27 protein-coding genes are annotated in these 26,967 nt (G+C 41.8%); 11 read left to right on the plus strand and 16 right to left on the minus strand.

Annotated elements, in window-relative coordinates; all coding sequences use genetic code 11:
* The first annotated feature begins 154 nt into the window (after positions 1-154).
* Complete coding sequence (locus tag KAU88_05785) at positions 155-1,441, plus strand: hypothetical protein (GenBank protein MCK4478019.1); 1,287 nt, start codon at positions 155-157, stop codon at positions 1,439-1,441.
* A 153-nt stretch (positions 1,442-1,594) separates the two neighbouring features.
* Here the strand turns inward: KAU88_05785 and KAU88_05790 are convergent, their stop codons facing one another.
* Positions 1,595-2,053 (minus strand): hypothetical protein, encoded by a 459-nt coding sequence (locus KAU88_05790; protein MCK4478020.1) that lies wholly within the window; start codon positions 2,051-2,053, stop codon positions 1,595-1,597.
* Positions 2,054-2,887: 834 nt separating this feature from the next.
* Positions 2,888-4,594: a hypothetical protein gene (locus KAU88_05795; protein MCK4478021.1), complete on the minus strand. Its 1,707-nt coding sequence runs from the start codon at positions 4,592-4,594 to the stop codon at positions 2,888-2,890.
* Positions 4,595-4,689: 95 nt separating this feature from the next.
* On the opposite strand from KAU88_05795, the gene KAU88_05800 reads away from it, so the two are divergent.
* From KAU88_05800 to KAU88_05810, 3 genes are all read left to right on the plus strand, one after another.
* Positions 4,690-4,845, plus strand: a complete 156-nt coding sequence (locus tag KAU88_05800) for a hypothetical protein (GenBank protein ID MCK4478022.1) — start codon at positions 4,690-4,692, stop codon at positions 4,843-4,845.
* A gap of 216 nt (positions 4,846-5,061) precedes the next feature.
* Entirely contained in the window at positions 5,062-5,259 is a 198-nt protein-coding gene (locus KAU88_05805; GenBank protein MCK4478023.1) for a PLDc N-terminal domain-containing protein, read from the plus strand.
* A gap of 108 nt (positions 5,260-5,367) precedes the next feature.
* Positions 5,368-5,994 carry a DUF2085 domain-containing protein gene (locus tag KAU88_05810; GenBank protein MCK4478024.1) on the plus strand — a complete coding sequence of 209 codons (627 nt, stop codon included), beginning with the start codon at positions 5,368-5,370 and terminating at the stop codon, positions 5,992-5,994.
* A 28-nt stretch (positions 5,995-6,022) separates the two neighbouring features.
* On the opposite strand, the gene KAU88_05815 is transcribed toward KAU88_05810, so the two are convergent.
* The 5 genes from KAU88_05815 to KAU88_05835 all read right to left on the minus strand — a co-directional run bounded on the left by KAU88_05815 (position 6,023) and on the right by KAU88_05835 (position 9,860).
* The gene (locus KAU88_05815) at positions 6,023-6,805 is read right to left on the minus strand and encodes an ABC transporter permease (protein MCK4478025.1); all 783 of its coding nucleotides are present in this window, start codon (positions 6,803-6,805) and stop codon (positions 6,023-6,025) included.
* Positions 6,806-7,555, minus strand: a complete 750-nt coding sequence (locus KAU88_05820) for an ABC transporter permease (GenBank protein MCK4478026.1) — start codon at positions 7,553-7,555, stop codon at positions 6,806-6,808.
* Positions 7,556-7,600: 45 nt separating this feature from the next.
* Positions 7,601-8,566, minus strand: a complete 966-nt coding sequence (locus KAU88_05825) for an ATP-binding cassette domain-containing protein (GenBank protein ID MCK4478027.1) — start codon at positions 8,564-8,566, stop codon at positions 7,601-7,603.
* A 95-nt stretch (positions 8,567-8,661) separates the two neighbouring features.
* Positions 8,662-9,117, minus strand: a complete 456-nt coding sequence (locus KAU88_05830; GenBank protein MCK4478028.1) for an amidohydrolase family protein — start codon at positions 9,115-9,117, stop codon at positions 8,662-8,664.
* Between the two features lie 341 nt (positions 9,118-9,458).
* Positions 9,459-9,860 carry a PadR family transcriptional regulator gene (locus tag KAU88_05835; GenBank protein MCK4478029.1) on the minus strand — a complete coding sequence of 134 codons (402 nt, stop codon included), beginning with the start codon at positions 9,858-9,860 and terminating at the stop codon, positions 9,459-9,461.
* A gap of 229 nt (positions 9,861-10,089) precedes the next feature.
* Between KAU88_05835 and KAU88_05840 the strand changes: the two genes are divergently transcribed.
* The 7 genes from KAU88_05840 (at position 10,090) to KAU88_05870 (ending at position 15,737) form a co-directional block, all read left to right on the plus strand.
* Positions 10,090-10,434, plus strand: coding sequence for a PadR family transcriptional regulator (locus KAU88_05840; GenBank protein MCK4478030.1), 345 nt, complete (start codon positions 10,090-10,092; stop codon positions 10,432-10,434).
* A gap of 64 nt (positions 10,435-10,498) precedes the next feature.
* Positions 10,499-11,536: a polyprenyl synthetase family protein gene (locus tag KAU88_05845; GenBank protein MCK4478031.1), complete on the plus strand. Its 1,038-nt coding sequence runs from the start codon at positions 10,499-10,501 to the stop codon at positions 11,534-11,536.
* A 330-nt stretch (positions 11,537-11,866) separates the two neighbouring features.
* Positions 11,867-12,994: an MFS transporter gene (locus KAU88_05850; protein ID MCK4478032.1), complete on the plus strand. Its 1,128-nt coding sequence runs from the start codon at positions 11,867-11,869 to the stop codon at positions 12,992-12,994.
* Between the two features lie 154 nt (positions 12,995-13,148).
* Positions 13,149-14,060 carry a quinolinate synthase NadA gene (gene nadA / locus KAU88_05855; GenBank protein ID MCK4478033.1) on the plus strand — a complete coding sequence of 304 codons (912 nt, stop codon included), beginning with the start codon at positions 13,149-13,151 and terminating at the stop codon, positions 14,058-14,060.
* Positions 14,061-14,246: 186 nt separating this feature from the next.
* Complete coding sequence (locus tag KAU88_05860; protein ID MCK4478034.1) at positions 14,247-14,831, plus strand: hypothetical protein; 585 nt, start codon at positions 14,247-14,249, stop codon at positions 14,829-14,831.
* A 20-nt stretch (positions 14,832-14,851) separates the two neighbouring features.
* The gene (locus tag KAU88_05865; protein ID MCK4478035.1) at positions 14,852-15,277 is read left to right on the plus strand and encodes a formylmethanofuran dehydrogenase subunit E family protein; all 426 of its coding nucleotides are present in this window, start codon (positions 14,852-14,854) and stop codon (positions 15,275-15,277) included.
* Positions 15,278-15,320: 43 nt separating this feature from the next.
* A complete protein-coding gene (locus KAU88_05870; protein ID MCK4478036.1) occupies positions 15,321-15,737 on the plus strand; it encodes a DUF1893 domain-containing protein in 417 nt (138 codons plus the stop codon).
* Positions 15,738-15,893: 156 nt separating this feature from the next.
* On the opposite strand, the gene gatE is transcribed toward KAU88_05870, so the two are convergent.
* From gatE to KAU88_05915, 9 genes are all read right to left on the minus strand, one after another.
* The gene (gene gatE / locus KAU88_05875) at positions 15,894-17,837 is read right to left on the minus strand and encodes a Glu-tRNA(Gln) amidotransferase subunit GatE (GenBank protein ID MCK4478037.1); all 1,944 of its coding nucleotides are present in this window, start codon (positions 17,835-17,837) and stop codon (positions 15,894-15,896) included.
* Positions 17,782-19,083: a Glu-tRNA(Gln) amidotransferase subunit GatD gene (gatD, locus tag KAU88_05880; GenBank protein MCK4478038.1), complete on the minus strand. Its 1,302-nt coding sequence runs from the start codon at positions 19,081-19,083 to the stop codon at positions 17,782-17,784. Before gatD ends, gatE begins: the two co-directional genes overlap by 56 nt.
* 47 nt (positions 19,084-19,130) lie before the next feature.
* Positions 19,131-20,723, minus strand: a complete 1,593-nt coding sequence (locus KAU88_05885; protein MCK4478039.1) for a tRNA uridine(34) 5-carboxymethylaminomethyl modification radical SAM/GNAT enzyme Elp3 — start codon at positions 20,721-20,723, stop codon at positions 19,131-19,133.
* 55 nt (positions 20,724-20,778) lie between these two features.
* Entirely contained in the window at positions 20,779-22,308 is a 1,530-nt protein-coding gene (locus tag KAU88_05890; GenBank protein ID MCK4478040.1) for an amidohydrolase, read from the minus strand.
* A gap of 82 nt (positions 22,309-22,390) precedes the next feature.
* Positions 22,391-22,564 carry a 30S ribosomal protein S30e gene (locus KAU88_05895; protein ID MCK4478041.1) on the minus strand — a complete coding sequence of 58 codons (174 nt, stop codon included), beginning with the start codon at positions 22,562-22,564 and terminating at the stop codon, positions 22,391-22,393.
* A 119-nt stretch (positions 22,565-22,683) separates the two neighbouring features.
* Positions 22,684-23,229, minus strand: a complete 546-nt coding sequence (endA, locus tag KAU88_05900) for a tRNA-intron lyase (protein ID MCK4478042.1) — start codon at positions 23,227-23,229, stop codon at positions 22,684-22,686.
* Between the two features lie 28 nt (positions 23,230-23,257).
* Entirely contained in the window at positions 23,258-23,917 is a 660-nt protein-coding gene (locus KAU88_05905; GenBank protein ID MCK4478043.1) for a DUF47 family protein, read from the minus strand.
* Positions 23,918-24,001: 84 nt separating this feature from the next.
* The gene (gene glyS, locus KAU88_05910) at positions 24,002-25,747 is read right to left on the minus strand and encodes a glycine--tRNA ligase (protein ID MCK4478044.1); all 1,746 of its coding nucleotides are present in this window, start codon (positions 25,745-25,747) and stop codon (positions 24,002-24,004) included.
* A 95-nt stretch (positions 25,748-25,842) separates the two neighbouring features.
* Complete coding sequence (locus KAU88_05915; GenBank protein MCK4478045.1) at positions 25,843-26,946, minus strand: bifunctional phosphoglucose/phosphomannose isomerase; 1,104 nt, start codon at positions 26,944-26,946, stop codon at positions 25,843-25,845.
* Positions 26,947-26,967 lie beyond the last annotated feature (21 nt).

Raw genomic sequence — 26,967 nt, forward strand, 5'->3', positions numbered from 1 at the left:
AATTTATCGTGTCTTGTACACATTTAAGTCCTTCACTCTACGTTGACCAGTGTGAATTGACACTGATTTCGCAGAGCTATTCTTATAAATACTGCTAACATTATAACGCAACATAAGGCGCCCTTAAAAGTCAATAGAAAACTTGGAGGAGCATGTGTTGAACAACCTCAAACATAAATTGAGAATCAAGGAAGAAAATCTAAAGAAAATTAACGATTTCCTTCTAAAAGAAGACAACCCTCTTGTAGACAATTTACTTAAAATTATTGAAAAATATGGCAGTGTCGAAGAGATTAACCGAAAGGCTCGAGAAGCCCGTAAACTCGAAAACCTCATGAGTCAACTAAAGGCAAAGAACTCACCCTTTGTAAGAGATCTTGAGTGGCTTATTGAACAACGGGACAACGACGCTTTTATCAGCATTCCCAATTATCGCAGGAAAATTCTAGGAGATAAAGCAGATTCTACGACGTTCAATGAGTCATTCGCCGTCACCCTCGAAATCAGCGCGTGCAACTTTTTCCCTTGGGTTATAGAAGAAGCAAAAAAAGCCATTGCACAGCAGGACCTTATGCCCAGTCGCTTTATTCGCGTCCACTCCATGAAAGAGCAAAATGAAGACAATGAACTCTTGGCGTTTGCAGCAGCAATGCAGATTGTAGGCGCTTCGTACGTGGAAACGTTAGATACAAAGGGAACTCTACCTGGACCCGATGGCCTACCCATTAACGTTCACCTAGGTGGACCCGAGACTATCACCGGATATTTTGGCGGCGTCGGGATGCCAAACGAATACGCTTTGAAGTGGGTTGATGAATTTCTGCACTATTACACTAAATACGGCATTCAACAGGTGTTGAATATAAACATAGGAAGCGTAATGCTGGGATACTGGCTCCACAAGCTTGGAATCGACATCGAATTCAAAATTTCAGTATATCTAGGCAACGATAACCCTTACTCTTGCTTCTGGACGCTAATGACCGCTAAGCTCTTTAGTCGTGACGACAGCACCAGCCCACTTGTAGGCTTCAACCTTGCAAATTCCGTCAACAACGAGACAATTGAAATTTCAGCCTATATACGAAAAGCTTTCGACTTTGAAGACATTGTACGCATTGAGCATCACATAGTAGAAACTTACAAAAGCATTGTCAGACAGCCATACGACCGACTTGACGAACTTCTGGAAATCGCCGACCATGTGAAGAACATTAGCGCTAAACATGAGGGCGGGGTGCTCGAAGTTGAGAAAACTCGGGAACACCCCTCGGACATCTTGGAATACTTTGTCCCCCAAAAGGACATTCTTGCGCAGAATTTGATGCCGAAACTAACAATCAACTATCTGGACAAGCATGACTCGATGAACAGAACTGCCAAAGCCCTCACCGAACGAGGATTAACCTTCATCGCCGCTCAGAAACTGCACAAGAAATAAGGGTACTGATGCTTACAGCGAAGCTTACCACGTTGTCGTCTTAGGACGCCTTACCATTAAGAAAATCGTTGTTACAACGAAGATTCCTGTAGTTATTATGAAGATGTACATCAAACCTGTTGAGTTATTCTCACCGATCTGCTGACCTTCTAACTATTGATACTTCTGCTGTAAATCGGTATAGTTTGCCTCCAGCGAAGTATAGTTGGCCTGCAAGTCATCACGGAAACTGTTCAGCGAATCATAAGCTTGTCTCAGATTTTCGTAGGCCTTATTTTGGATAAATGTGGCCTGAAAACCATGGACGTTATTCACAGGTGTGGGTATATCTCCTTTGATGTCCCACTTGTACCTCAACTTGCCAGAAATCAAGCCGGGCAAGGCATCCACAGGTATGACCATTTCATAGTGCTGCTCGTAGGTTTGTCCTAAATCGAAGTCGAAGTTTTCGAGGAAGTTTATGTATTTGATTGAAGTTTCAGTCAGATTCTCCGTCAAGCAAGAAATGTTTCCGTTGATGAAATCTATGTGGATTTTTGCTGACGCGTTGACCCTTATGGTGATATTTATTTTATCTCCAGGCCAAGCTTGAATTGGAGACACTACTTCCATGAGTAGACCCCCTTGAGTAAATGAGTATGTTTGTCTTTCCTCAGTTTCCGAGAATACGGGTGCACTCACGCATATAGTTGTAAGAATCACTGTTGCTATCAGTAAAGATACTAATCGTTTAGTGTTCAATTTTCTTCCACCTTTTAGAAGTGCTTATTTGGTTCTATCAAACGGTATTTAACGGTTTTCTAACATTATTTTGAAAAATTAGAACTATTTTAAGCGTATTTTTAATTTTTGCTATCGAAAATCTGCTATTCCAATGCGCGTATAAAGCGTTGGTATACATACAGGAAGTAAATAAGAGCAAATAAAGTAAGCACGACTTCAAACGACAAAATCAGCTGGTTATGCTCCACTGCGAAAAAGTAGCCTTTCATAACAATGTCCGAGAAAACAAGAATCTGCAGAAATATAGCTCCTCCAATACAGCTAAATCCCAAACAGTGGACAAATTGTCGTAAGCGTTGGTCAACTCTCACGTTAAACAAGTCTATCAAGAATACAATAGCAAATCGCTTATCTTAAGGTTTACGAAACCAAACATAAAATGTAACATAATAATTCCTTCTTTAGATTTTGAATAGCTACGGCTCATTCTCTAAAGAGAAATCTTTTTCCTTCTTCTGTAAGCTTTACGGAATATTTGCTGAATAGTTTCTTGAACAGAGTTGGATGCTCCGTTCACCTTTCGCGGATAGAGGTACCCTGCAAAGTATTTCGCTTGTTTGGAGAACGATAAGCCGAAGTCTAAAAAGACTTTAGTGTCTCTGTCTTGGAGAAGAATTGTTGCCGCCTATCTCGTTGATTCCACCGAAAAAAGTTAGGTTTATCTTATTCATTGTTTCTCTTTTTTCCCATTTTTTTGCAGATGTTTGCTATTACTAGAATAATGTGAGGTAAGGTGAATACGCTGAAGATTTTTGTGTATTTTGCGGAAGCAGCCTTCTTTATATTTTCTCTTCTTCCTCCTGCCTCTAGATAGCCTTCTACAAAAGAAGAAGCAATTATTCTAGCGGGTTCGCCAGAGTGAATTGGAAGAATGTAATGGCCTGAGTAGTAAAGGAACTCTGCAATGTCCCAAGGTTGGTTTCCGTTTCTTGTTGCTTGTTCAAGGTCCAAAAAGCATATTTCGCCGTCACCTGTAACAAGTATGTTTTCAGGCTTGCAGTCTCCGAGAGCTACACCCAACGAATGTATCTCTGCGATTTCGTTTCCAACTGCTTTAATAATTTCACTGTTCTTTATTCTGCCTTCTTTTGTTGATGAGGTAATTATTTGTTTGATTATTTCACCTAGTTTTTCTCCTTCGATATACTCTTCGAAAATCAAACGCTCTTTAAGGCTGACGTAAAGAATGTGGGGAACAGCGACGCCGTGTTTGCTAAGAAACTGGTTGATGGAGTATTCTCTTTCGAGCCGCGTTTTTCCAAGCATAGCAAATGATTGAGTACCTAGAGTCCAAAGGGCTAAGGGAAACCATTTTAAACCCAGCCAATCGTCGAACTTTTTTACTACGATCTTCTGTGTTTCATGATTTTTTTGAAGGCAAAGTAAGAAGACACTATTTAGAACGCCGCCTATTTTTTCAATTGTCATTTTTAACGCTTCTCCGCCAGGCACAGTCTTTCGTACGAAGTCTTGGATGTTTGTTTTGTCGGAAAAAGGAACTGGACCGAGAGGTGTGGGCATTAATAGATATTTTTCTGTTTCTTCTAGTTCTCGAAGTAATTTTTTTCCTGTTCTTTGATGAGAACTTCTTGCAAAGAAGCTTTGGTCTTGTAGGAAAGCCGTTGTTATTTTTAAGGAGATGCTTTGAATATAGGGCAATAGAGCTTTTTGGATGGACATGGAGATGTTGGAAATTTTTGTTCTCTTGCGTTTTGTTGCTTCTATAAAATCTTTGTCAACTCTTATGTAGCCATTAGAAAACGCTATGTAGTTTTCTGTTTCTAATTCCCTTAGAGCTTTTAGGTAGCCATTCATAATAAAATTGACATTTTGTTTTCTCGTCTTTCTCTTGAACATGTTTAAGACGCTGTACCTTAAAGGTGGGAAAAGTCTCGCCCTTCTTCGTATAACTTCATACATGAAGTACTCTGGTTTAATGAGAAGCTCCACGGATAATTCGGGGTATTGCAGGATTATGCTTTTTAGGAGCTCCAACGCAAACCGTTTTTTCATTTTCACCTCCATTTCTTTCAAATAGGTGGGGTTTTTCCATGGTTTGTAAGGTACAGTGATTATTTCTGCAGTGAATTCGCCGAGTTTTCCATGTTCTATGTCGCTTTCGAACGCTTTTCGGTCGATTGCTAGAATAGAGAGATTGACATTGTTTACTTGTTTGGTCAAATTGCGTATCTTGGGAGAGTAGTTGGGTATTATTATTAAGGCGTTTATGCCCTTTTTTTTATCGGCGCATCCGTATACTCTCGGACCATAAAAGCAAGCAGCAAAAATATCTTTAGAGCTTACAATCTCTTTGCACAGTTTTAGAATTTGTTCTTTTTCAACTGCCTCGTTGCTGACAAGTCGGGTCATTGCTGCCGCATAGACTATAAGATTTTATCGTGCTTAAAAGCTATCTTCAAAGTATAAATATGCCATTTCCTTAACAACATCAAAGAGGTGATTGTGTGGCCAAAGAAGGTGAAACTGGAAAAGATGCTTCAAATCTTCTTGAAAGAGTTGTGCGACTTGAAGTTAAAGTTGAGGAACTCACCAAACGCCTTGACAACCTCTCAAACTACGCCAAAGAACTCTATACCTATCTACAAAAGATGAGATCATAGAAACAGAAAAAAGGTCGAAGTAATGACGGAGATATCTGCAACACGCATAGTGGGTTTCCAAATATAACAAGTGAGCTACATTTCTCCAATAATGGCACATATATAAATCTTATAAGGAAGGTCAAAAGAAAAGGATAGCTAAGGTGAAAGCATCTGAATTTGATAACGATATTACAAGCAGAATGGGAAGTCGCTGGGTTAGCTGGGCTCTTTTGCATTATACCGGTCGTCTTCTTTCTCATAGCAATCCTACTATGCGTTTGGGTATATAGGGACGCTGAATCACGAGGAATGAATGGCACGCTTTGGCTTATCATTGTTCTAATCACTGGCATCTTCGGGTTAATCATATACCTAATCGTGAGAAAAGACAAGAGTCCTAGCTCTTCAGTGCCTCCTAGCCCCCCTGCTTAGAAATATGACTAGAGTTTGTCCCAGTAACGGTTAAGGGTTAACGTTCTCATAGGTAGAGCTACGATTGTTTTAAATTAGAGTATAATATCAACAACTATTTGTGTCACTATGCCACCCATCGAAGATGTTTTTGTCGATATTTTCAATTCTGTTGGCCACCTAGTATGTCATCAGATACCAAACCGAACGCTCATTATCGGCAACTACTATCTTCCTGTATGCGCCAGATGTACGGGTGCATACCTTGGTTTCTACTTAGGCTATCTTCTGCTGCCTATGCGTAGAGAAGAAGCATGTGGTCCCCCCAACCTCTGGGTCACACTTCTCATGCTTGCGCCAATTACAATTGATGTTATAACTCAATGGGTTGGCTTGAGAACAAGCACAAACGAGCTTAGGCTAATAACCGGACTACTGTTTGGATTGGCTCTGGCTCCGTTGCTGGTATATTCACTATCACAGATTCCAATGAGCAGAAAACTTCCTATTCTGCGGAATTTCCTTCCTGAGAGCGTTAGGTTTGATGATAAAGACTCTTGGCTTGGTGGTAAAGCTCTAGGACTTGGTTTGCTAATCGCTGTTACTCTATTCTTTTTTATCAACTCAATCGTCGGATCTGCCAATTATCTTTTCTACTGGTTGTTGAGCCCTCTAATCATCATCTCTATCGCTTTGCACATTTTTCTTCTACCGATTTATCTAGTGATTTCGTTCTTTGCTCATGTAAGAAAGTAATTCAGCTCAGCACACTTGTACAAATGAGTCACTTTCGTTCAATTATCTTCATGTAGGCAAACGTGCCAGCCGTAGCAAAAACCATTGAGAAAACCACTAGATTTCTTATCATGTCAAACGTGAAAGGCGGGGTCCCTAGAAGAAACGATCTGATAAGGTCTGCGCCACTGGTTAGAGGGTTAAGTTCAGCCAACATCACTATAGGCTGAGGCATCACACCTTCCGCTCCAAGCGTTTGGATAAGCGACAACGGATAAAAGATGCTGCTACAGAAAAACAGTACATAGTAAACTAAGCCTCTTGCAGTAACGAATTTCTCAAAGCTCGTTGTGGAAACTGCCGTGGCTATGCTCAAACCTGAAATTCCAGTTGCCAACATGAAAAGGGCGAACAAAATTACAAGTAGCTGCAACAATGATGGAAAGCCAAGAAAAAGAAAAGTTGTCAAGAGCAGCGGCGACATGTACACCATTCCCCTCAATCCACCTGCAAGCAACCTGCCAATGGCGAGTTCCAAACGTGTAATGGGAAGGCTGAGCAGGTAATGGTGAATTTGGCGACGAACCTCCATATTTATTTCCCGACCAATCATGAAGGCTGAAGCAAATAAACCCACTATGGTGACGCCTGGGGCAAAAAAGTTGAAATAACTCGTGATTTCCTTCATTATCTCTTGGCTCACCATCTGATTGTACACTACGGCCATAACAAATAGATCGGCAAGATTCATACTTATGAGAGCGGCTAACCACCATTTGTAACGAAAGAAGTTTCTGAAATCATGTTCAATTACATGTAGAATCGCTTTCACCTATTGCCAACCTCCGCCCTCAAGGCGTCTCTCATAGACTGTTACGCTGATAAACACGAATGTGAAAAAGAATATGACCAAGCCAATTATCGCTGCTAACGGCATCGGATTCAAAGTTAAGTATTCTTCAATACCTTCAATACCTACACCCCAACGAAACAGATCAGAAGCAAAAGTAACTGGATTGAAATTTGTCAGAGATGCATATACTTGACTTGCGTCTTGAACGAAAACTTGAGGGTACATAGCTGTGCTAAGACGAATTATGAAGGCATTTATAACTCCCATGAGAATGTCAAAGCGGTCACCAGATTTCAATGCAACCGCAATCGTAATGCTCATCCCAGAAACGCCAAAAGCGAACAAGAAAAGGGCTGAAAGAGCAATTAGAAAGCTAAGCGGATTTGCCAGCCCAATCACAAATAATGCTATCGCCATGAGCGGGCCCACAAAAATGAAGCTACGTATTTCACCACCAACGGATCTTCCCAACACAAGTTCTTTTCGGGAAACTGGAAGACTAAGCAGATACTCGAAAACTCCGTGTTCAGCCTCTTCAAAGATGTCATACCCAATAAACACAGAAGCTGAATACAACATCATTATTACGACGCCTGCAACATAATACTCAAAATAAATATCTGCTAACTCAGGCACAACCATGCGAGAGGCAATTAAGCCGAAGAAAGCGATTTGAGTTGCAAACCATATGGCTCGCAGGATTATAAGGAACTTGTACTGCAAGAACATCCGTAGATCTCTTTCAACAACGAATAACAATTTCTTCGTTTATTTTCACCCCGGAGGGCCCTTTTGCTCTGCTGCTTCAATGGTCAACCCTGTGTAATGCACAAACACGTCATCAAGTGATGGTTCGCTCATATTTATTGATAGAATTGGTAAGTCGTTTTTCATAAATAGCTTCATAATTTGAGGAACAACTTCTTCCACTTTATTCAAATGTACTCTCAAGTCGTTAGGCTTTAGTAATACTACGTCTACAACTTCTTGAAAACTTTTCAGCTCTTCCAAAGCATTTTGCGGTACTTCTTTTTCAAGCCGAATCTCAACTACATCGCCTCCAGGAATGCTGTCTTTCAACGTTTTAGGCGTGTCACAAACTAGCAACTTACCTTTATGCATAATACCAACGCGATCAGAAAGCATGTCTGCCTCATAAAGCTCGTTAGTAGCCAAAATTATCGTGGAGCCTTCGTCTCGAAGTTCTCGAATCATAGCCCAAATCTTGTGTTTGCCAACAACATCTATTTGGGCGGTAGGTTCGTCAATGAAGGCTATTTTGGGTCTTTGAATTAGAATCTTAGCAATCTCAACGCGCTTTCTCATTCCGCCAGAAAGACCATGAACTTTCTTCTTTCTGTAATCCCAGATATTTACGTCTTCCAATACCTGCCTGACTCTTCTCTTCCGTTCTTGCGTTGAAAGACCACAAATTTTTGCGTGCCAATTCAAAACATCCCATGGCGTACTAACCCAGAGAAGCTTAGGCTCTTGAAAACAAATCCCAATAAGCTTCCGCACATCATCAGGTCGCTTCCTAACGTCATATTCGCCGACAATAGCCGTGCCTGCGGTTGGCTTAATCACTGTTGTAAGCATGAGAACAGTAGTTGTTTTCCCAGCGCCATTAGGACCTAGCAATCCAAAAATTTCTCCATCCTCGATGCTCAAGTTCAGATGGTCCACTGCAACCAAGTCTTCGAAACGCTTTGTCAAATCAATTGTGTGAATAATAGGCATGGATACACCTTCGTTGATTTACAGATTTTATTGGAACCAGAAATAATGAAGCCCTCAACTGATAAGCATATCGTAGAGTTAAACCCTGCAATTAATTAGCGTTCTAACAAACTAAACGCAGCATCTTGCGCCCCTTCTATAACCGCTTCTTCATCAAGCGTCTTCACTTCACGATTTTCCATCACTACTTCACCATCTACGATCACACCGTCAACATCGCATCCATGAGCAGAATAAACAAGACCAGCACACAAATCATGTAATGGCACTAAATTTGGTTTCTTAAAATCAATCAAAATAATATCTGCCCGCTTCCCAACCTCAAGTGAACCAACTTTCTCCTCCAGCCCCAAAGCTTCAGCTCCTCGGATGGTCGCCATCTCCAAAACTTCCCTACTAGATAGAGCAGAAGGATCTCCAGATATCGCCTTTTGAAGTAACGCGGCAACTTTCATGCTTTCAAACATGCCAAAACTGTTATTGCTTGCAGCCCCATCAGTGCCAAGACCAACAGTCACGCCCGCATCCATCAACTCCTCAACCTTCGCCACACTCTGAGCCAACTTTAGGTTCGAAACAGGCCCAGAAGAGAACAATCATAAACATCTTGAGATCTGAGTTTTGCCTTCAAAGGCCAAATGATTTCACTAGGCCATGTCTTCAACGTTGCGTCTTCAGCTAAGCCTCGAAAAAGCGTCATGCATGCATTGCACAATTCTTTATGATTAGGTCGACTTCCTCAGATCTCACCTATCTCCAACCTTAATAACAGTTTTAGCTGATCAAAATACAATCAATGGAGTGTTAAAAGATTATTTGCTCTGTTAACCATGAAGGTAAATAGTGAAAAGGGGACTCGTATAGCAGGGTGAAAGATTTGAGAGAAGGAAAATTACCCTTTAGCAGCAGGGTTCTTCATTGTTGAGCATATTGGTTTTTGCAGAATGCCATTGACTAAATCTTTGCTCAGGCCTATATTGCTGATTTTGCGGCAGATATGATTCAGCGAGTTTTCAGTGAAACTTAGAAGGTTTATTCCTTCATTTGTAAGATTGTAAACTTTCCTTGGTCTTTCGTTGCTGAGGTCCCATTGACTTTTGATGTAGCCTTTCTTTTCTAGGCTGCTTAGGAGAGGGTATATTGTGCTGGGACCAAAGTAGACTCCGAAGTTTTTGCGTATACTTGAGATTATTTGGTATCCGTGCATCGGTTTTGCGTTTAGGAATTGAAGTATGACGAGGTCTAGAAGCCCCTTCATCAGTTTGTTCTGAACTTCTCTTTTTTGTTGTCCCATTTTTTTTTACCTCTTGTAGACGCGTTGAACAGTTAGGCTGTTCATCGCATATACAATATGTCTCTCAAGAGACATATCTCAAGACTTATTATACATTAAACAGCAATATAAGGGTTAATGTGACTACAAGTCATAAAAGAGCATATTAACCCAGTATACTTATTCTAAAAACTGAATGATCCCTATAAGGGAAACACATTAAAACGCTGAAATATGAGATGTCTGAAACATGACACCTATGTCTGAGAGCTTCAAGAAGGGAATTGTTCGACGCATATTCAGAAGCTTTCTTGACGTGATGGTTTTAAGACTGGTGCAGATCGAGTCGATGTGGGGCTACAAGATTATTAAATGTGTGGAAGAACAACATGAAATAACACTGCGCCATGGTGCACTGTATCCTTTACTTAATAACTTGGAAAAGAAGGGATTTTTAAGAAGCAGAAAAGAGGCTAAAGGAGGACGTGTAAGGAAAGTTTATGAAATAACGTCGAAGGGCATACAGCTAGTGGAAGCATACAACGAGTTCTTGAAGGAACAAATACAAAAACAAGACAGTAGAACAGCAAATTAAGTAACATATTGGTTTTTAAGAAAAGTACATCAGATAGACTGTTGTTGAAGTCCAGGGGTTTGCTATGAAAGAAAAAAAAAGCGTAACTGAGGAAACAGGAGAAAAACTTCTTGAAAAAGTCAGAAGGCTATGTGAAAATGAAGGGCTGGAGGGGTGGAAGCTAGCACAGAAGACAATGCTGAAGGAAAAAGCAGACAGTCCAAAACTTCAAGAAATCATTGAATACATGATGCTCAAGTACAAGCCTGACTACTTCAGACCAGCACTCCTTTCTTTCTGTTGCAAAGCCGTGGGAGGAAATCCGAAGACTACGATTCCCACTGGGGCAGCCTTGACATTGTTCGCATGGGCTATTGGCATACATGACGACATAATTGATCGATCAAGAATGAAGAATAAACATCCTACTGTTCTGGGAAAATTCGGCAAAGATCTTGCTTTGATTTTAAGTGATGTTCTCTTTTTTAAAGGTTTCACACTGTTAAGAAAAACATTGGACTCTGAAATATCTGTTGGAAGACTTGTAGAAATTTTGGAAACAATAGAGAAAATATGGTTTGAGCAAAGTGCAGGAGAAACGCTTGAAATTCAATCTAGGGGATCAACAGATGTAACGTCCAAAGCATGTCTCGAAAAAATTCGAATGAGAGCGTCGGAGATGGAAGCGTGCACGCGCATAGGTGGGATTCTCGGTGATGGATCAAGAAAACAAATAGAAGATTTGGGTGCCTATGGAAGACTCGTTGGCATGATGAGCATTCTAAGAAATGAGTTGATAGATATGTTAGAGTTTAACATGCTAAGGCATCGTATACGAAGAGAATCTTTGCCATTACCCATAATCTATGCATTGCAAGACCAACGAATAAGACCCCAACTTATCTCACTTATCACAAAGTCAAAATTGACTAAAAGAGACTTGCGAAACATTTCAAAGCTCTCAGATCGTTCCGGTGGAATTGAATACATAGCAAACCTTATTGATAGAATGGCTCAAGAATCATGCGCTTATGCTAAATCCTTTAGAAGTAAAGAGCTAAAAATAATTGGGACATCGTCCCTTATAAGCTCGAAAGAGTGGAGACCACTACTTTCAAACTAGAAGTATCTACCCCAGTCTGATATGGGCCTTGCTGGAACCTTTGGAGCCTTCTTCTCTCTCGCCATTTTAATCCCAAACTGTATTTGTGTAGAACTGTTTATTTAAGCCTTTTGTTCTACACATGAACACTATTAGAATCTGAATCCTTGATGTGTATTTCCAGTTCTTAACTTTAATTTAAGCGATGAGTTCAAGATAGACTCGTAAATTACTTACGTAGTGCAAGTGATGCCCTTCCAATTTGGAAAAAACCACAGTTTCACAAGACATCATATCATAGCTCTGCTTCTTTTGTTTAACTCATTTTCTTGGTATTTTCTAGGATTATTAATGGTCGACAAACTCGCTAGCGTTGTCGCTGAGAACAGCCTTACAAATCTTTACTTGAGGTCAGCTTTTCCTCTTTCCATAATTGTGTCCGCTTTGATCGGGTCAATTTTTTGGTTAAGAGCTCGAAAAACCAGTTTCTTTTACATTTGGTTGTTTTTTGGAACCATTGCCTCGCTATTTCCAGCAGTTCCAATTGGCAACTCATTTGCCGGCGCAATTATCGTCATTGTTGTATTGGGCATCTCATTGGGATTTGGCATGCCCTCACTCTTACGTTCTTTTACAGAATCTGTACCTATTGAAAACCGAGGAACGATTGGTGGAATCACGTTTTTTATGGTTACAGCTAGCGCGCCTTTTGTTATAGTAACTATGTCGATGTTGGATCTAGTACAAAGCGCGATGTTCTTCGCAATTTGGAGGAGTTGGAGCATACCCATACTACTCGCATTCCCAAAAAAAAGTAAATCCCAGCTTCATTATGAAAGGAAAACATCTTTTCGTAGCATATTTAATAATAAGGCCTTTGTCTTGTATTTTCTGGCGTGGCTTATGTTCTCTATGGTAGACGGCTTTGAGGCTCGTATCACATTCCTGCACAAAGAGGGACTTGGTTTTGCTATGAATGTTGTCGAGCCTATCTTTGCAGGATTTTCGGCGCTAATTGGAGGAGTAGTAGCTGATCGTATGGGACGAAAAAGAGTAATAGTCTTTGGTTTTGTATCATTGGGTATTGCCTATGCGATCCTAGGAATAGCTTCACAGCTATGGATCTCATGGTTTTTGTATTTTGCTATAGATGGTATTGCAATTGGATTATTGTGGATGATGTTTACGATAGTAATCTGGGGAGAACTGTCAAGGTTTAATACTGAAAAATATTATGCTGTTGGAGAGGCTCCATTCTTTTTAACTATGATAGCTTCTCTGCTGTTTGCCCCTTATGTTGCGTTGATTCCTGAAACCAGCGCGTTCTCTTTGGCAGCGTTCTTTCTCTTCATAGCAGTAATACCCTTATTATATGTACGAGAAACTTTGCCTGAAAAGAAAATTCAACAACGCCAACTCGAGATATATACTGAAGAAGCTCTCAAACTGAGACAAAAAGTTGAACAGAAATCAAAGTAACACTACCTCCAATCCTAATCAATACCCCAAGTTTTTCTATACCGAAAACTTGACCTCTTACATCTATTAGCTGCCTACTCGTCGATCCAGCCTTAAGTACGCTAAAGATATATTATCCAATACGCTTACTACCATCCTCTTTGGAAGGAAAAGCATGACACTCATCGATGACATTCTTAAAATCAAACGCGAAAAGGAAGCAATAATTCTAGCTCACAATTATCAACGCCCAGAAATCCAAGACATTGCAGACTATGTAGGCGATAGCATAGAGCTTAGTCGCCGGGCAAAAGAAGAACAAGATGCAAAAATAATAGTGTTCGCTGCCGTGAATTTTATGGCTGAATCAGCTGCCATTCTCAACCCAGAAAAAAAAGTGCTATTACCATGCACTGGTTCAAGATGCCCCATGGCTTACATGCTTCCGGCCGAACAGGTGCAAGCATGGAAACAAAAATATCCAGATACGCCGGTCGTGCTTTACGTCAATACCTTAGCGGAAGCCAAAGCAGAATGCGACATCTGCTGCACCTCTGCAAACGCAGTGAAAATTGTTGAAGCTCTTGATGCAGAGACCGTGCTTTTCGGTCCTGACTATAACCTAGCAGAATATGTCCAAGAGAAAACCGGAAAAAAAGTCATTCCCATTCCTCCTCAAGGCTTCTGCCCTACACACATACTGTTCATGAAAGAAGACATCATGGCGCAAAAGCAAACCCACTCAGACGCTGTTGTGGCAGTGCATCCAGAATGCTCTGAGGAGGTCAGAGGAATTGCAGACTTCATCGGAAGCACCTCACAAATCTGCAGATACGCAAAAACTTCAACTGCAAAGAAGTTTATCATCGGCACCGAAGTTGGGATTCTTCACAAACTGAGAAAGGAAAACCCGCATAAACAATTCGTTCCCGCCTATGAAGATGCCACATGCAACGCTATGAAACTCACCACCTTAGAAAGGCTTTATCGCTCGCTCAAAGAGGAACAGAACCTCATTACTGTTTCAAGTAGCATTGCAGAGAGAGCAAAAAGAGCTTTGGAGAAAATGTTTGCATTAACTAAATAACTTGAAACATATGGGCTAAATAATGCTGCAGTGTCCATTTTCAGCATTTTTGGCTACAGACAATTTTCTATTTATGATTGGCTAGGCCACAAAATCTGGTTAATGAAGAAGAGATGTATCAGAACTGTGAAAGTTTAAATAAGAGTGTTACGTTTCTTTGAAAAAGTATTACTTGAGAGTGATTTCATGGCTTACTTCGGAACCCGCGAGTTAGCAGGGATAGCAATGTTTGCAGCATTATGGGGGGTCCTAAACGTAACTGTATCGCCCGCCTTCTTCCAAGTATTTCACTTGCCCTTCTGTTGCGACCTAATAGGTTTTTCGACCTTGATACTGGCGATATGGTGGACAAGAAAAGTCGGAACAGCCACATTTGTAGGCTTAATCGCACTGATAATCAACATGACTGTCAGACCAACAGCTCTCCACTTCTTCGGCTTCTTTGCCGCCGCTATTGTATTTGACGTTCTCGCATTCTTCATTGGATACAAACGATTATTTGAAAAGAGACTCTTAGGTTCAATCAGCCTATTTGCAATCTCTGTTTTCTCGGCAGCTGTGGCAGGCTTAATCATAGGGTCATTATTCATGACGCCAACAGCCATAACAAAATGGGGAGGAGTATTAGGGTGGGCAGGGTTACACGCTGTAGGCGGTGTTATAGGCGGCGCAATAGGCGTAACCTTAATGAATGCTCTAATTGCTAGAGGCATAACTGCAAAAGTTGAAATATTGAAAGGCACCGAAGGCTTGAAGGAAGGGTCAGGGTGACTCTTGAGCGCAATATATCCTTGGAGTTCACATCTATTTTGGAGAGGGCTGCAGAGTTTCATGGGCATCTAGGGCCATTTCTGGCTATCGGCGTTAAAATGGGACTAACCGGACTAAACCAGTTGGAAATAATAAAAAATAAATCGCTAACAATTGCAGCGTCATTACCGCTTCGCGTTCCTTTTTCATGCATTATAGACGGTCTTCAAATCACAACAAGCTGTACTATTGGCAATCGAAAACTCACCCTAAAAGACTCAGAGAAAATTCAAGCAAAGTTCACAAGAAAGGACAATGGACGAAAAATAGTTGTCGCTTTGAATCAGTCAACGTTTGAAAAGCTAAAATCTCAGCTTTTGCAAGAAACATTGCCAGACGAAAAGGTTCGCGAGCTAGCTTGGAAAGTTGCTACTGTACCCGAAACCGAACTCTTCGTCATAACCTAGAAAACATTTAAGAAAATAGTCTGCTTCTCCTTAAACGGTTATTATGGACGACTTGGAAATCGCTAAGCAAAGGCTAAAAGACAAAAATCTAAACTTGGTATTTGTGAAAAACTTCAGACCAATCTTCGAGACGAAAACAGATGGACTCCACGGTTTTTTAGAGGCGATAAAGGAATTGGATGGCAATCTCTTAGGTGCCTCAGTTGCAGACAAAATTATCGGCAAAGCCGCAGCACTACTCTGCGCTTATTCAGATGTCGCAGCAGCTTTTACAGTTACACTGAGTAAAGGCGGTCTAGAAATTTTAAAAACATATAATATCCGTCACGAATTTGAAAACCTCGTTCCAACAATTCTTAACGTGAAAAAAACCGACAAGTGCCCTCTTGAAAAGCTTGTGGCAAACATTACTAATTCTGAAGAAGCCTATGAAAAAATAAGCCGATTTTGCTGCTTGTAACCATAAATGCACACATCACAATAAAATCTCAGCCAATAACTAGTGAGTGTGCAGCAAACACGTTTTCCATGAGCTACTCATATTTTGGGGTCTATTAACCGCCATTTTGAAGCTCATAGCAAAGAGCCTAATCTAGAGTAACACACACTGCGAAAATTATTCTGGGAAATCTTTGAGCCTTTTCTTCACAATCTCGCTAACAAGTCCACCTTTGACTCTGCCCCGCACCCTTTTCATCACCAAACCCATGAGTAACCCAAAAGCTTTCTCTCCACGCTCTACTAAAAGACCCCGATTCTCCTCAATTAGGCTATCAACAATTCTTTCAAGTTCACTCTGCGAAAGTATATCCAAACCTAGAGCGTCAACAGCCTCAACAACCTTTGCCCCTTCATGCTCCGACAGCCAAACAATTATATCTGAAGTAGCTTCCTTTGCAACTTCGCCTAAACCCATTAGATAAAACAACTCGATAAGTTGCTCGTCAGACACATTCCCAACTTCCACACCGTCACGCTTCAAAGCTTTCAATGTCTCAGTCAAAACAACAGCAACTAATTTAGGTGAAGCGTTTGTGGTTTTCACAATCGTGTCAAAAAGTCTCTGTTTCCTTGATCTCTCTAATTGATCAATTAGTTTGTCACTTAATTTTAGAATTTCCTTCAGCTCGATTCTATATGCTTTAGGTAATTTCGGAAGATGAGAGAATAATCGAACTATGTAACTTTTGGCTATTTGGATGGGGGGTACATCGGTTTCTGGGTACATGCGAGCGGCGCCAGGCCTAGGTCGCATATAGCGAGTTGATCCATCTGGTTTTGCAGCACGGGTTTCCTGCGGTACTTCCTTCAAGGTTTCCTTTGCCCGCTCGTTTACTGCCCTCAAAGCATCAGACGCGTTTTCTAAAAAATCCGCAACAAAAACTACAGCATCGCCTGACTTTACATTCATGACGCGTTTTAACTTGTCAAGTTCTTCTGCCGTGATTCCATAAGCAGGCAACTCGTCTGTGTGGAAGATGCCGCCTACGCGCCCCCAAAAACGAGCCCTATATGCCATCTCTGTTCCTAACCTAACGCCGGGTATCAATTCTTTCTTCAAGAGGCCTTCAAATTTTGGCAATTTAACAGCTAGAACTCTCTTGTTTCTCTCTGCAGCAACACAAATGACTTTGCATTTAGTGGTCGCGAAAACATATGTTACATCTACAAACTCGTCCTTGATGTCTTCTTCTCCAACTCCACGCTTCGCCAATTCATCTCTTATTTTTAGAAGATTAAGCTGCCGCTGAACCTCGTTCTCAACAACCAAAGAAACAAGCTCAAGCTCCTGCACTCCTTTAACCTCCACAAGGGCACCGTCGCGAATAGAAATGTTCAGGTCTTGGCGTATAGTGCCCAAGCCCCTTTTCACCCTCCCCGATGCCCGCAGAATCCGTCCAATAGCCAGCGCAACCTCTTCCGCTTCTTGAGGCGTATAAATAACCGGAGCGGTTGCAACCTCGACAAGAGGAATGCAAAGACGGTCAATGCGATATCGAAGGATATTATTATCTTCGCCCATCTTTCGAGCTGCATCTTCTTCAAGGCCCACGTGCTGAATTGGAATAGTCTTCTTGGTTTCAACCTTACCGTTAAAGGCTACTACACAGGTCCGCTGGAAACCAGTGGTGTTTGAGCCGTCTATGACGGTTTTCCGCATGATATGAATTTCATCAATAGGCTTCGCCTTCAGCATAAGTGAAATGATGAGTGCTGTTTCTAGAGCTTCACGATTCAAGTCGTGAGGTGGTTCTTCATCCATCTCCACAAGGCATGTCGTGTCCTTGTTAGCCTCATATAGAATTCTAACACCTTTCTGAAACTCGAAAAAAGCAGCTGGGTCGATTTGGCCGAGCTCGCTTTGTGTTGGACGCAGTCTTCGCAGAAAAGTGATTTCAGGTTCTTCTTTGAAAAGCTCAGTTTTGCAGCTGCAAAAAAGTTTCTTTTTGGAGTTTAACTGTTGGTGTATTTCCAAGCCTACTTTCAAGCCTACCTTCTTGTAATCAATAGTCGTCACATTTTTCACCTTCTTCAAGCATTGTTCGGCTGGAAAATTCATTAGCGACGTTTTCTGTAAGGAGTTTCTTTGCTTCTTTAACATCCTGTGTTTGTCCCAGCACCCACATTATTTTTACAAGCGCTGTTTCAGGCAACATGTCGTCGAGGGGGATTACACCAATTCTTAAAAGATCTCTTCCTGTGTCGTAGACGTTCATGTTTACCCGTCCCCAGACGCATTGAGAGGTCATGCCGACGATTATATTTTCTGCGATCGCCTTTTTTATTGCAGAGAAGCAATAGTTACCTACGTGCCCCAAACCAGTTCCTTCCAAAACGATACCCTTGAAGCCTTTGTCAACATGCCACTTGACAACACTTGCGTCTATACTAGGATAGAATTTTATGAGGGCAACTTTTTCTTCGAACACCGACTTCAAAGTCAACTTTTGTTTAGAATTCCGTTCATGATAACTTTTCGTTAACATTCTGATTTTGCCACTTTCAAACCTAGCTATCGGCAATGTGTTTATTGACTTGAAAGCATCGCGGCGGCTGGTGTGGCATTTTCTCACCTTAGTCCCGCGGTGAAAAACAATTGACTTGTCAGAAACCGTTTCGTGCATAGCAACAACAACTTCCGCAAAAGGTGCGTCTGCTGCAGCTTTTACAGCTCCAATTAGGTTTGTTGCAGCGTCAGAGCTTGGCCTGTCTGCGGAGCGCTGAGAACCTACTAGAACCACAGGCACGGGTAAGTCTCGTAACGCAAAGCTCAGCGCGGCTGCGGTATAACCCATGGTGTCAGTTCCGTGTGCCACAACGACCCCGGCAGCACCGTTTTCAATGTGGTTGGCAACGTGTTTTGCGGTTTGTGACCAATGTTTTGAGTTGATGTTTTCGCTGAATATACTGAAAAGAATCTCTGCGTTTATTGTGGCTATGTCGGAAAGTTCTGGGACAACAGTGTATAGGTCGTTTGCGGTGAGTGCGGGTCTTACTCCACCTGTTCTATAGTCCACTCTGCTTGCGATTGTGCCTCCCGTGCTGAGAATGGCTACTATGGGTAAGCCTGGTTTCTGTTTAGGTGAAGGTGGGCTTGAAAAAGTAGGTTTTGCTCCCGCTCCGATTTTTTCGATCTTTGTTTCTCGAGTTACTAGGATTCCAATGTTGTAGCCGTTTTTCAGCTTGACTACTATGTGTTTATCGTCACCAAATTCTGACCGTGGAATAAGTACGCCTTCGAATATTTCTTCATCCTTCAAAACACGAATAAGGTCTCCAATCTCAGCTCTAACTTCTTTCAACATTTTCAGCGCTTTGCCTTTATAACCTGGAAATTTTTCGCTCAACTTTCCTACTTCTCCAATATTTTAGACATGTAGGGACCGTCGTATTTGTAGCCGAAACGCATATAGTATCTCTTTGTTCCTAAAGCGCTTATAACTACAACTTTTTGTTTATCATACTCTTCCTCTGAAAGTTTTTCCGCCTCGGATAGCAGAATAGCTCCATAGCCTTTATGTTGCCACGCTTTAGCTATGTGCTTCCCAACTGGAACAAGAGAGCCATATACATGGAGTTCACGCACAATCGAAGATTGCTCTGCCACTATTTCCGGGCGATGGGCATCTTCTGAAGGTATACGTAATCGTAGATATCCCACTAGAACGTCATTACCAGGGTCTTCGGCAGAAATGAACAGGTCAACTCCCCCTGAAGCTTTCTCTCTCATCGAGAAGATTTGGATGTTTTCTGGATCGGGTTCAACTTTGTCTTTAAGCCACCGATGCCCAACCTCACGACACCTTATGCAACGACACCGCAATCCCTCTTGCTCTAGCTTTTCTAAAACAAGCTGTCTGAGATTGCTCTTTTTAACTCCCGCTTCCACCAAATAAGCTGGAATATCCCGCTGGATCCGCATAATACGAACCCAGCGAGGCACAAACTTCTTCATCTTAGCTATGAGCTGAACTGCTTCTTCCGTAGAGTATGGGGTGTATTCGTCGTTCTTCCACCACTCATAAGCCTTAGTGCCTTTCAAAACAAGACATGGATAAATCTTAATCATGTCGGGCTTGAAATCCGCGTTGGTAAAAACCGTTTCAAATCCTTCTAAATCCCTTTCAAAACTGGACCCGGGCAAACCTGGCATAAGATGATAGAGCACTTTTAATCCCGAGTCTTTTAGCGTGCGTGTTGCTTCAATTACATCTTTGACCGTGTGACCTCGTTTAACGAGGCGATAGATGTCGTCATAAATGTTCTGAACTCCAAGCTCTACACGAGTAACGCCCATGGAAAGCATGTGGTCAACTTGCTTTCTCTTAGCCCAATCAGGCCTAGTTTCAACGGTGATGCCCACATTACGAATCCTGCTAGTCTCTGCAAGTTTTTTAGCCTCCTCAAGACTCCGCGTTTCAGTTTCTATCAGCGCATCTAAGCATCCATTAACGAACCCTTCCTGATAGTTTGTAGGCGTGCTTGGAAACGTGCCTCCCATAACTATCAGCTCCACCTTGTCAACCACATGACCAATCGCTTCTAGCTGTATCATGCGACTCCTGACTTGCATGTATGGGTCATATTGGTTTTGTATTCCTCTCATAGCGGCTGGCTCATGACCCGTATAGCTTTGCGGAACTCCTTGAGAAGGCCCTCCTGGACAATAGGCGCATGGAGCATCGTGAGGACAGGGCCATGGTTTCGTCATCACAGCGATTATCGTCACGCCGGAGATGGTGCGGGTGGCTTTCCTTCTCAGCACAGGCAGAAGTCTTCGCTTTTCATGTGGGTTTAGACATTGTATTAGTTCCGAGTTAGGAATAACACAAGCCAAGCCTTGCTTGCCTGCAATTTTCACTTTGATTATGTTAACGTCGTCTTTTGTGGGTTGAGGAATCTGCATCAAGGATTCGATGATCTCTCGGCAAGCTGCTCTATTCATGATAATCTCATCTGATTATGCGGTTGTCCTTTAAAATAAAGATGTAGCTACCGAGTTACTGCTTTCTGGTGTACACGATGTTGCCACTGACGATTGTCATCTCCACCTTTACATTTCTAATTTGTTCAGGTGTAATCTTGTGAGGATCCTCTGAAAGTACCACCAAGTCGGCAAGTTTGCCTTTCTCTATGGCCCCCTTAACGTCTTCTTCGAAGGAGCCATAGGCAGCATTAATAGTATATAGACATAAAGCTTCGTCGACAGTTAATCGTTCTTGTGGAAACTTTTTTCTTGCAACTGCAGCATAAATTCCTAAAATTGGGCTTACAGGTTCTACTGGAGCGTCAGAACCTCCCATTGTAATTACACCTTCTTTTAGGAGACTTTTGAACGCATAAGTCCATCTAGCTCTGGTTTCCCCTAAGCGATCTGTTATCCAAAAGTCAGAAACTACAAAATGAGGTTGCACAGATGCTATAACGCTGAGTTCTTTCATTTTCTTTATTAATTTTGGATTAAGAACAGAAACATGCTCCAATCGGTGACGATGATTCTCTTTCGGTGTCTTTCTAAGCACTTTCTTAAAGATTTTCAACACTATTTCAACTGTTCTGTCACCTATTGTGTGGATGGCTAACTGCAGATTTGCTTTGTGCGCTTTTTCTACGAATTTCTCTAGTTGTTTTTGCGAGTAAAGCAGCATTCCTTCAGTTTTCGTCGCATCCTCATAAGGTTGTCTTAATGCTGCGGTTCTTGCCCCCAGAGAGCCATCTGCCAATATTTTGACACTGCCAATCTTAATCTTGTCACTGCCAAATCCTGTTGATAAACCTAACTCGGCAAGGTTATCAAGATACCCCACAGGTATTAACAAGTAGATACGCAGTGGCAGCATATTGCGATTGCTCAATTTTTGAAGCACACGCATCTCGTTTGCTGAGTTGATTATCCAATGAGCAGTGGTTATGCCTTCCCCAACCATTCTTTGACAAGCCAATAAACATTTGTCTGCAAGGCCTTCTTCAGTGGATTTTGGCAAGATCTCATAAATGAAATTAAGAGCGTTTTCTCGTAGAATACCATTCAACTCGCCAGTCTTCGGGTCTCGGTCTATACGTCCACTCTTGGGAGGCTTGGTCTTTCTTGTGACTCCAGCAAGTTTAATAGCTTTTGAGTTAGCCACGCCAAGATGTCCGCATACTCGTAGTAAAAAAACTGGATGATTAGGTGCTGCTTTGTCAAGGTCGAAGCGTGAAGGATATCGACGTTCTGCAAGTTTGTCTTGGTCCCACCCTCTGCCGATTATCCACCCACCTTTTGGGGTTTCCTTTGCCTTTTGCTTGACTTTTTGCTGAATTTCTTTTATCGATTCTGCGTTGCGCACGTTGATTTGAGACATTACCCGCCCCAGCGATACACCGTGTACATGGGTGTCAATAAAGCCGGGAACAACCGTCTTGCCTTTAAGGTCAATTTTTTTGGTGCTTTTGCCTACATATGAAAAAATTTGCTTGTTAGTACCAACTGCCTCAAATTTGCCATGCTTTATTGCTATTGCTTGTGCTTTCAACTGCTTAGGATTCATAGGAATTATATTACCATTTACAAGAACCAAGTCAGCGTAAAGCATTAACGGAATGTATCAGGCTGCAGTGTTAAAAGGTTTGTTAGTAACGCCTTCTTCCCCAGTTCTGGCCAGCTTTTCGCTGTAGAATTATGCGCTTTTCATAGTTTCGTCTTGCCCGTCTTCTAGGAATTGCGCTCTTCTTTGGTGTGGATTGCATTTTAGGCGTTTGGCTACGTACTTTACCCGCTTTTGAAAGTGATCCGTGAGTTGGCATTTTCGCTTATCATCTCCTTTGCTGCTGAAAAATATCGTTTGGAGTCTTTTAAGCGTTTCCTAGCCTTCTTTAGACCGCTTCTTAACTTAGCCCACTTTCGAACCGCAGAAAGACAAGTCCTAAGCCTTGAACCACTTGAATATCAAGTATTGAATCTCTTTTGTCCCAAAGTCAGGTATTGCAACGATGAATCTCTTTCGCACCGTTGTGGCGAGTCTTCCAACTTTCACAATTTCAGTTGCCGTCACGTCCTCTTCGCTTTTTTTCACCGACACCATGTAAGGCGCATGTTCAATTCCCGGTCCATGCTTGTAAACGGCAAAATCGCATCCGTACTTGATGCCTGGAGTAACGATGAAGCCGTTATCTCTTAAGTCGCGGTAAACCGCATACTTTAAGTCAAATTCCTCGTAAAGCTTACGGGCTCTTCGCTTAAGCTTCTCCAACCCTACCTTCCTATTTTTTGAGCCTTCCCGCACATCTATAATTTTGTTTTCAGTAAGGTATAGTCCTTCCATAAGGTCTAGAACTAGAGGAACGTTGAACTCGGCTACTTTCGGCTTAGGTATTCCTAAAGGCTTACCGTAATATCCCATTTTATATAGCTTTGAACTCTGTGCCGAGTCCCACACGACTAGAAAATTTTCAATAAATTCGACTGTAATACGCTTACTCATTGTAATCTCAGCTTTGTTACATGGCAAAGGATAATATACGTGCTGCGTCTGAGGCATCTTCAGCTTTGTCGGCTGCGTTTTCGAGAAGTTGAGTTATGTCTTTTAAGAGCAACATTACTGGAATCTCTAGGTTGCTATTTATTATTTTTACTTCCAATTTTCTGTATATCTCGTCTACTGTTCGTTCTGCTGTTTCAACCTCTCTGGCTTTCTCCAAAGTCTTCTCAGATCCATAAGAAAGTGTTATAGCAGTTTCTCTAAGCTTTATCACGGTATCCAACGTTGCTTCTGCAAGTTTTACGAGGTCATTCTTAATGTCCGCAGGCACCTTCCATCCACGTTCCATAATAGAAAGCAGCCAAAACGCTAAGCCTTCACAGAAATCTGCGATTTCGCTAGTTAAATTAGTAAAGCGTAGAAAGTCTTCTCGATTTATGAGTATAGCACCTATCTGTGCAAGTTCCTGCGAAACGATTCGTCTGGCTTTATCTACTTCTTCTTCCGTTTTCTTTATCTCGACGAAAACTTGTCTTGCAGTGTCTTTGTCGTCAGCGGCAAAGCAATCAACCATTTGAGGAACTTTACGTGCAATCTCCAGCACCTTGCGTAGATGGTCTTGACAAACGCTAAGTGCTCTTCGCTTTACACGCTCTTCTGTTTCAACCGGAAGTACCAAGTTCTCACCGCGGAAATGCCTCTGTAGACACTATCATAGAATATGCGAATTCATTAAAAAATTTAACGAAACTTGTCGCTGTTTTTATATGCTTTTTCCAATGTCTTTGAAATCTTTTTTGTGGCTGAAGTAGGCATGTAAACTTTTAGGCAGGTTTTCCATTTTTGTGCGGACTTGTTTCCATGAGTCACGGTCTCGCACGGTTACTGTGTCATCGTTTAATGTTTGATAGTCAATCGTGATGCAGAGGGGTGTGCCGGCTTCATCGGCTCGAGCATAGCGCCTTCCAATGGAGCCAGCTTCGTCATACTCCACCATAAAACCTTCAATCATCAACATTTTGTGTAGCTTTTTTGCTTTTTCTGCCAAACCGTCTTTGGTGACTAAAGGATACAACCCAACCTGTACAGGCGCCAGTTCCCTTGGAAACCTCAGAAGCGTTCTACCCTCTCGTTTACCGTAGGCGTATTCTAAAGCCACATACACAATCCTGTCTATTCCAAAACTTGGCTCAACGACGTGAGGGATAAACCGTCTTCCCGTTTCTTCTATATCCTTACAGACAATCTTAACATGTTCAGGTAAAATTTTAAACGACTTTGCCATGTAGTACCCGTTTTCTCGCAGAGATTTTTTGACTTCTTCAACATCGGCTTCTAGAAGTAAAGCCATTACTCTTGAGGCGTCTTTTTTGAATGCTGGACCAATCTCAGCCAAGACCGGTTCAACAACAACTTTTTCCGTCATTTTAGGTTTGTCGTATTCTTTGAAAACTTGCATGTCCACACCACTGTGTTCCATATGCTGTTTCAAATCGTAGTCTGAGCGGTAGTTGTGACCTGAAACTTCTGTCCAGCCCCAGCGGTCCAAGTAGATTTCTTGGTCATAGCCCTGCTCGGAATAATGCGCTCTTTCCCATTCCAATTTTTCAATGAAACGTTGCTTATCATCTGGAACCCCAAGCACATTTAGGAAGTATTTAGCCAAGACCATAAAGTATGCTTGCCATTCTGTTTTGATGTAGCCTTTTTGCAGTGCTTTTTTCACCGTCACGTCCACTGCTTTTTTTGCATCTTTCTGTCTCAGCTCTGCAGGTATGAGGCACAAAGTTTCTTCCTCAACCTCCTTCATCAGAGGACATTTGGGATCTTTCGGATCAAAAAAGAATTCTATGTCCGCGATAGTGAACTCCCTTTGTCTGATGAGACCTTGTCTGGGTGATATTTCATTTCTCAGAGCATGCCCAATTTGAGCAACTCCTAGGGGAAATCTCTCTCTGGCAGTTTCGTAGAGGCGTCTAAACTCGACGAAAATACCCTGTGCCGCTTCTGGTCTACCGTAGCCAACCGCGTCTGAATAAGGCCCAATTGTTGTGGTAAACATGGTCATGAAGTATTTTGGCTTGCCTAACTCGCTACCACATTCGGGGCACTCTATGTTGTGTTTCTTTATTTCTGTGGCTATTTCCTGAAGGCTAAGTTTTTCAGTTTGTGTATCACTCATTTTGGCTTGTTCTTGAAGTAGGTGGTCCGCTCGAAACTTTTTCTTACATTTCAGACATTCTACCATAGGCTCTTGAAAGGCTTTCACATGGCCAGATGCTTCAAACACTTTTGCCGGCGTTACAATAGAAGACTCCATTTCGAGGATGTTAAGAGGTTTGATGAAGAAATCTCTGAATTTTGCTTCTATTCTTTGTTTAAGCAGTGAGCCTAGGGGTCCATATGTATAGAAACCGCTGACGCCGCCGTAAATCTCGTAGGAAGGCCAAAAGAAACCTCGGCGTCTGGCGAGCTCGCTGATAATTTCGTACTTATCAGGTTTCTGCATTAAGCTTCAAATCCCCCTTTATCCGTCGTTATTTGCAGCTATAATGTATTTCTTCATAATAAAACAAACGTACAGTTTTTGGAAATTTCTCCATGTCACTTCATTAACTTCTTTTCAAGTTTCATTATCGTATCAAGTTTCCTCTTCATTTCCTGCTTTAGATGCACTATTGTCTTCGTGGGCGTTGGATCAATACCTCTCAACAACGCCAAGTATATACTTGCAAAATCACCTATGTACATGGTTGAAAGCATTTTTGCCAGCTTCTGTTTGCCAACAGCTTGAATTTCCAAAATATTGTGAACCTTTTTAGATGTGATTTGTTTTGTTATTTCAATTCTTTTTCTGATTTCGGGTGGCTCTTTTGGGTCTCGGATGAGTATTATAGAGAAGTTTTTTGTGAAGTTTTCAGGTGCTGCCCATCCGACAACTTCATTGTGGTTAAGTTCCGAAAATGTATCGAACTTACTTGGAACTTTGCTGTTTTCATTAAATTGACATTTTAGGCGTCGTGCTACGGCGCTGTATTGTCTGAATCCGTAAATTATCGGAATGGTGCCTTCTATTCGCAAAGCAAGTTTTTTTGCTCTGTTGTCTTTCAGAGGAATTCGAAGCTTGCTTTCTTCGCTGATTTTTTGCAAAACATGCAAAGCCTCTTCAATTTCTTCCTTCGCTTTTTTGACAATATGTAATTTTTCCATCAACACTACAAGTGGAAAGAAAGTGTAAGCAATTGCAGCACGTGGAGGAAGGCCAGGAGGTATGGAAATGTGGGGAATTTTTAGTTTTTGTGAAAATGCTTGAAGGTGTCCTCCAGAGGATATCGTTATGACCATGCAGTGCCGCTTTACGGCTTCTAGGAAGGCGCTTAGGGTTTCTTCGGTTTCTCCCGAGTAACTGACGGCAATCACCAGGCTGTTTCCATTGGCGTATGCAGGTAAGACGTAGTCTCTGCAAATTTCAATGGGAATTAAAGCTCTGTCACGTAGCCAGTCTTTGAGTAGTTCTCCGCCTATGGCTGAGCCGCCCATTCCGGCGACAATGACGTTTTTGGGTGTCTTGTATGGCATTTTCAGTTTTTCAGCTCGTTTGATGGCGTCTCTGCAGAAGTCTGGAGTCTTCTCGCATAGTTCAAGCATGTTGCTCTTGTCTATTGCCCTAACTTTGTCTGGTTGGTCTAGAACTGTAGGTTTTGGCATTACGTCATCAACTCACCGTAT

Source organism: Candidatus Bathyarchaeota archaeon (assembly GCA_023131225.1).
In the GTDB taxonomy this organism is placed as follows: domain Archaea; phylum Thermoproteota; class Bathyarchaeia; order Bathyarchaeales; family SOJC01; genus JAGLZW01.

Excerpts from the sequence above, each read along its gene's own strand:
- KAU88_05860 (MCK4478034.1), top strand. The coding sequence starts at position 14,247 with ATGGCTTACTTCGGAACCCGCGAGTTAGCAGGGATAGCAATGTTTGCA.
- KAU88_05885 (MCK4478039.1), bottom strand. The coding sequence starts at position 20,723 with ATGAATAGAGCAGCTTGCCGAGAGATCATCGAATCCTTGATGCAGATT.
- KAU88_05790 (MCK4478020.1), bottom strand. The coding sequence starts at position 2,053 with ATGGAAGTAGTGTCTCCAATTCAAGCTTGGCCTGGAGATAAAATAAAT.
- KAU88_05895 (MCK4478041.1), bottom strand. The coding sequence starts at position 22,564 with ATGCCAACTCACGGATCACTTTCAAAAGCGGGTAAAGTACGTAGCCAA.
- KAU88_05850 (MCK4478032.1), top strand. The coding sequence starts at position 11,867 with ATGGTCGACAAACTCGCTAGCGTTGTCGCTGAGAACAGCCTTACAAAT.
- nadA (MCK4478033.1), top strand. The coding sequence starts at position 13,149 with ATGACACTCATCGATGACATTCTTAAAATCAAACGCGAAAAGGAAGCA.
- KAU88_05915 (MCK4478045.1), bottom strand. The coding sequence starts at position 26,946 with ATGCCAAAACCTACAGTTCTAGACCAACCAGACAAAGTTAGGGCAATA.
- gatD (MCK4478038.1), bottom strand. The coding sequence starts at position 19,083 with ATGTTGAAAGAAGTTAGAGCTGAGATTGGAGACCTTATTCGTGTTTTG.
- KAU88_05890 (MCK4478040.1), bottom strand. The coding sequence starts at position 22,308 with ATGAATCCTAAGCAGTTGAAAGCACAAGCAATAGCAATAAAGCATGGC.
- gatE (MCK4478037.1), bottom strand. The coding sequence starts at position 17,837 with ATGAATTTTCCAGCCGAACAATGCTTGAAGAAGGTGAAAAATGTGACG.
- KAU88_05870 (MCK4478036.1), top strand. The coding sequence starts at position 15,321 with ATGGACGACTTGGAAATCGCTAAGCAAAGGCTAAAAGACAAAAATCTA.
- KAU88_05845 (MCK4478031.1), top strand. The coding sequence starts at position 10,499 with ATGAAAGAAAAAAAAAGCGTAACTGAGGAAACAGGAGAAAAACTTCTT.
- glyS (MCK4478044.1), bottom strand. The coding sequence starts at position 25,747 with ATGCAGAAACCTGATAAGTACGAAATTATCAGCGAGCTCGCCAGACGC.
- KAU88_05820 (MCK4478026.1), bottom strand. The coding sequence starts at position 7,555 with ATGTTCTTGCAGTACAAGTTCCTTATAATCCTGCGAGCCATATGGTTT.
- KAU88_05795 (MCK4478021.1), bottom strand. The coding sequence starts at position 4,594 with ATGACCCGACTTGTCAGCAACGAGGCAGTTGAAAAAGAACAAATTCTA.
- KAU88_05840 (MCK4478030.1), top strand. The coding sequence starts at position 10,090 with ATGACACCTATGTCTGAGAGCTTCAAGAAGGGAATTGTTCGACGCATA.
- KAU88_05835 (MCK4478029.1), bottom strand. The coding sequence starts at position 9,860 with ATGGGACAACAAAAAAGAGAAGTTCAGAACAAACTGATGAAGGGGCTT.
- KAU88_05810 (MCK4478024.1), top strand. The coding sequence starts at position 5,368 with ATGCCACCCATCGAAGATGTTTTTGTCGATATTTTCAATTCTGTTGGC.
- KAU88_05825 (MCK4478027.1), bottom strand. The coding sequence starts at position 8,566 with ATGCCTATTATTCACACAATTGATTTGACAAAGCGTTTCGAAGACTTG.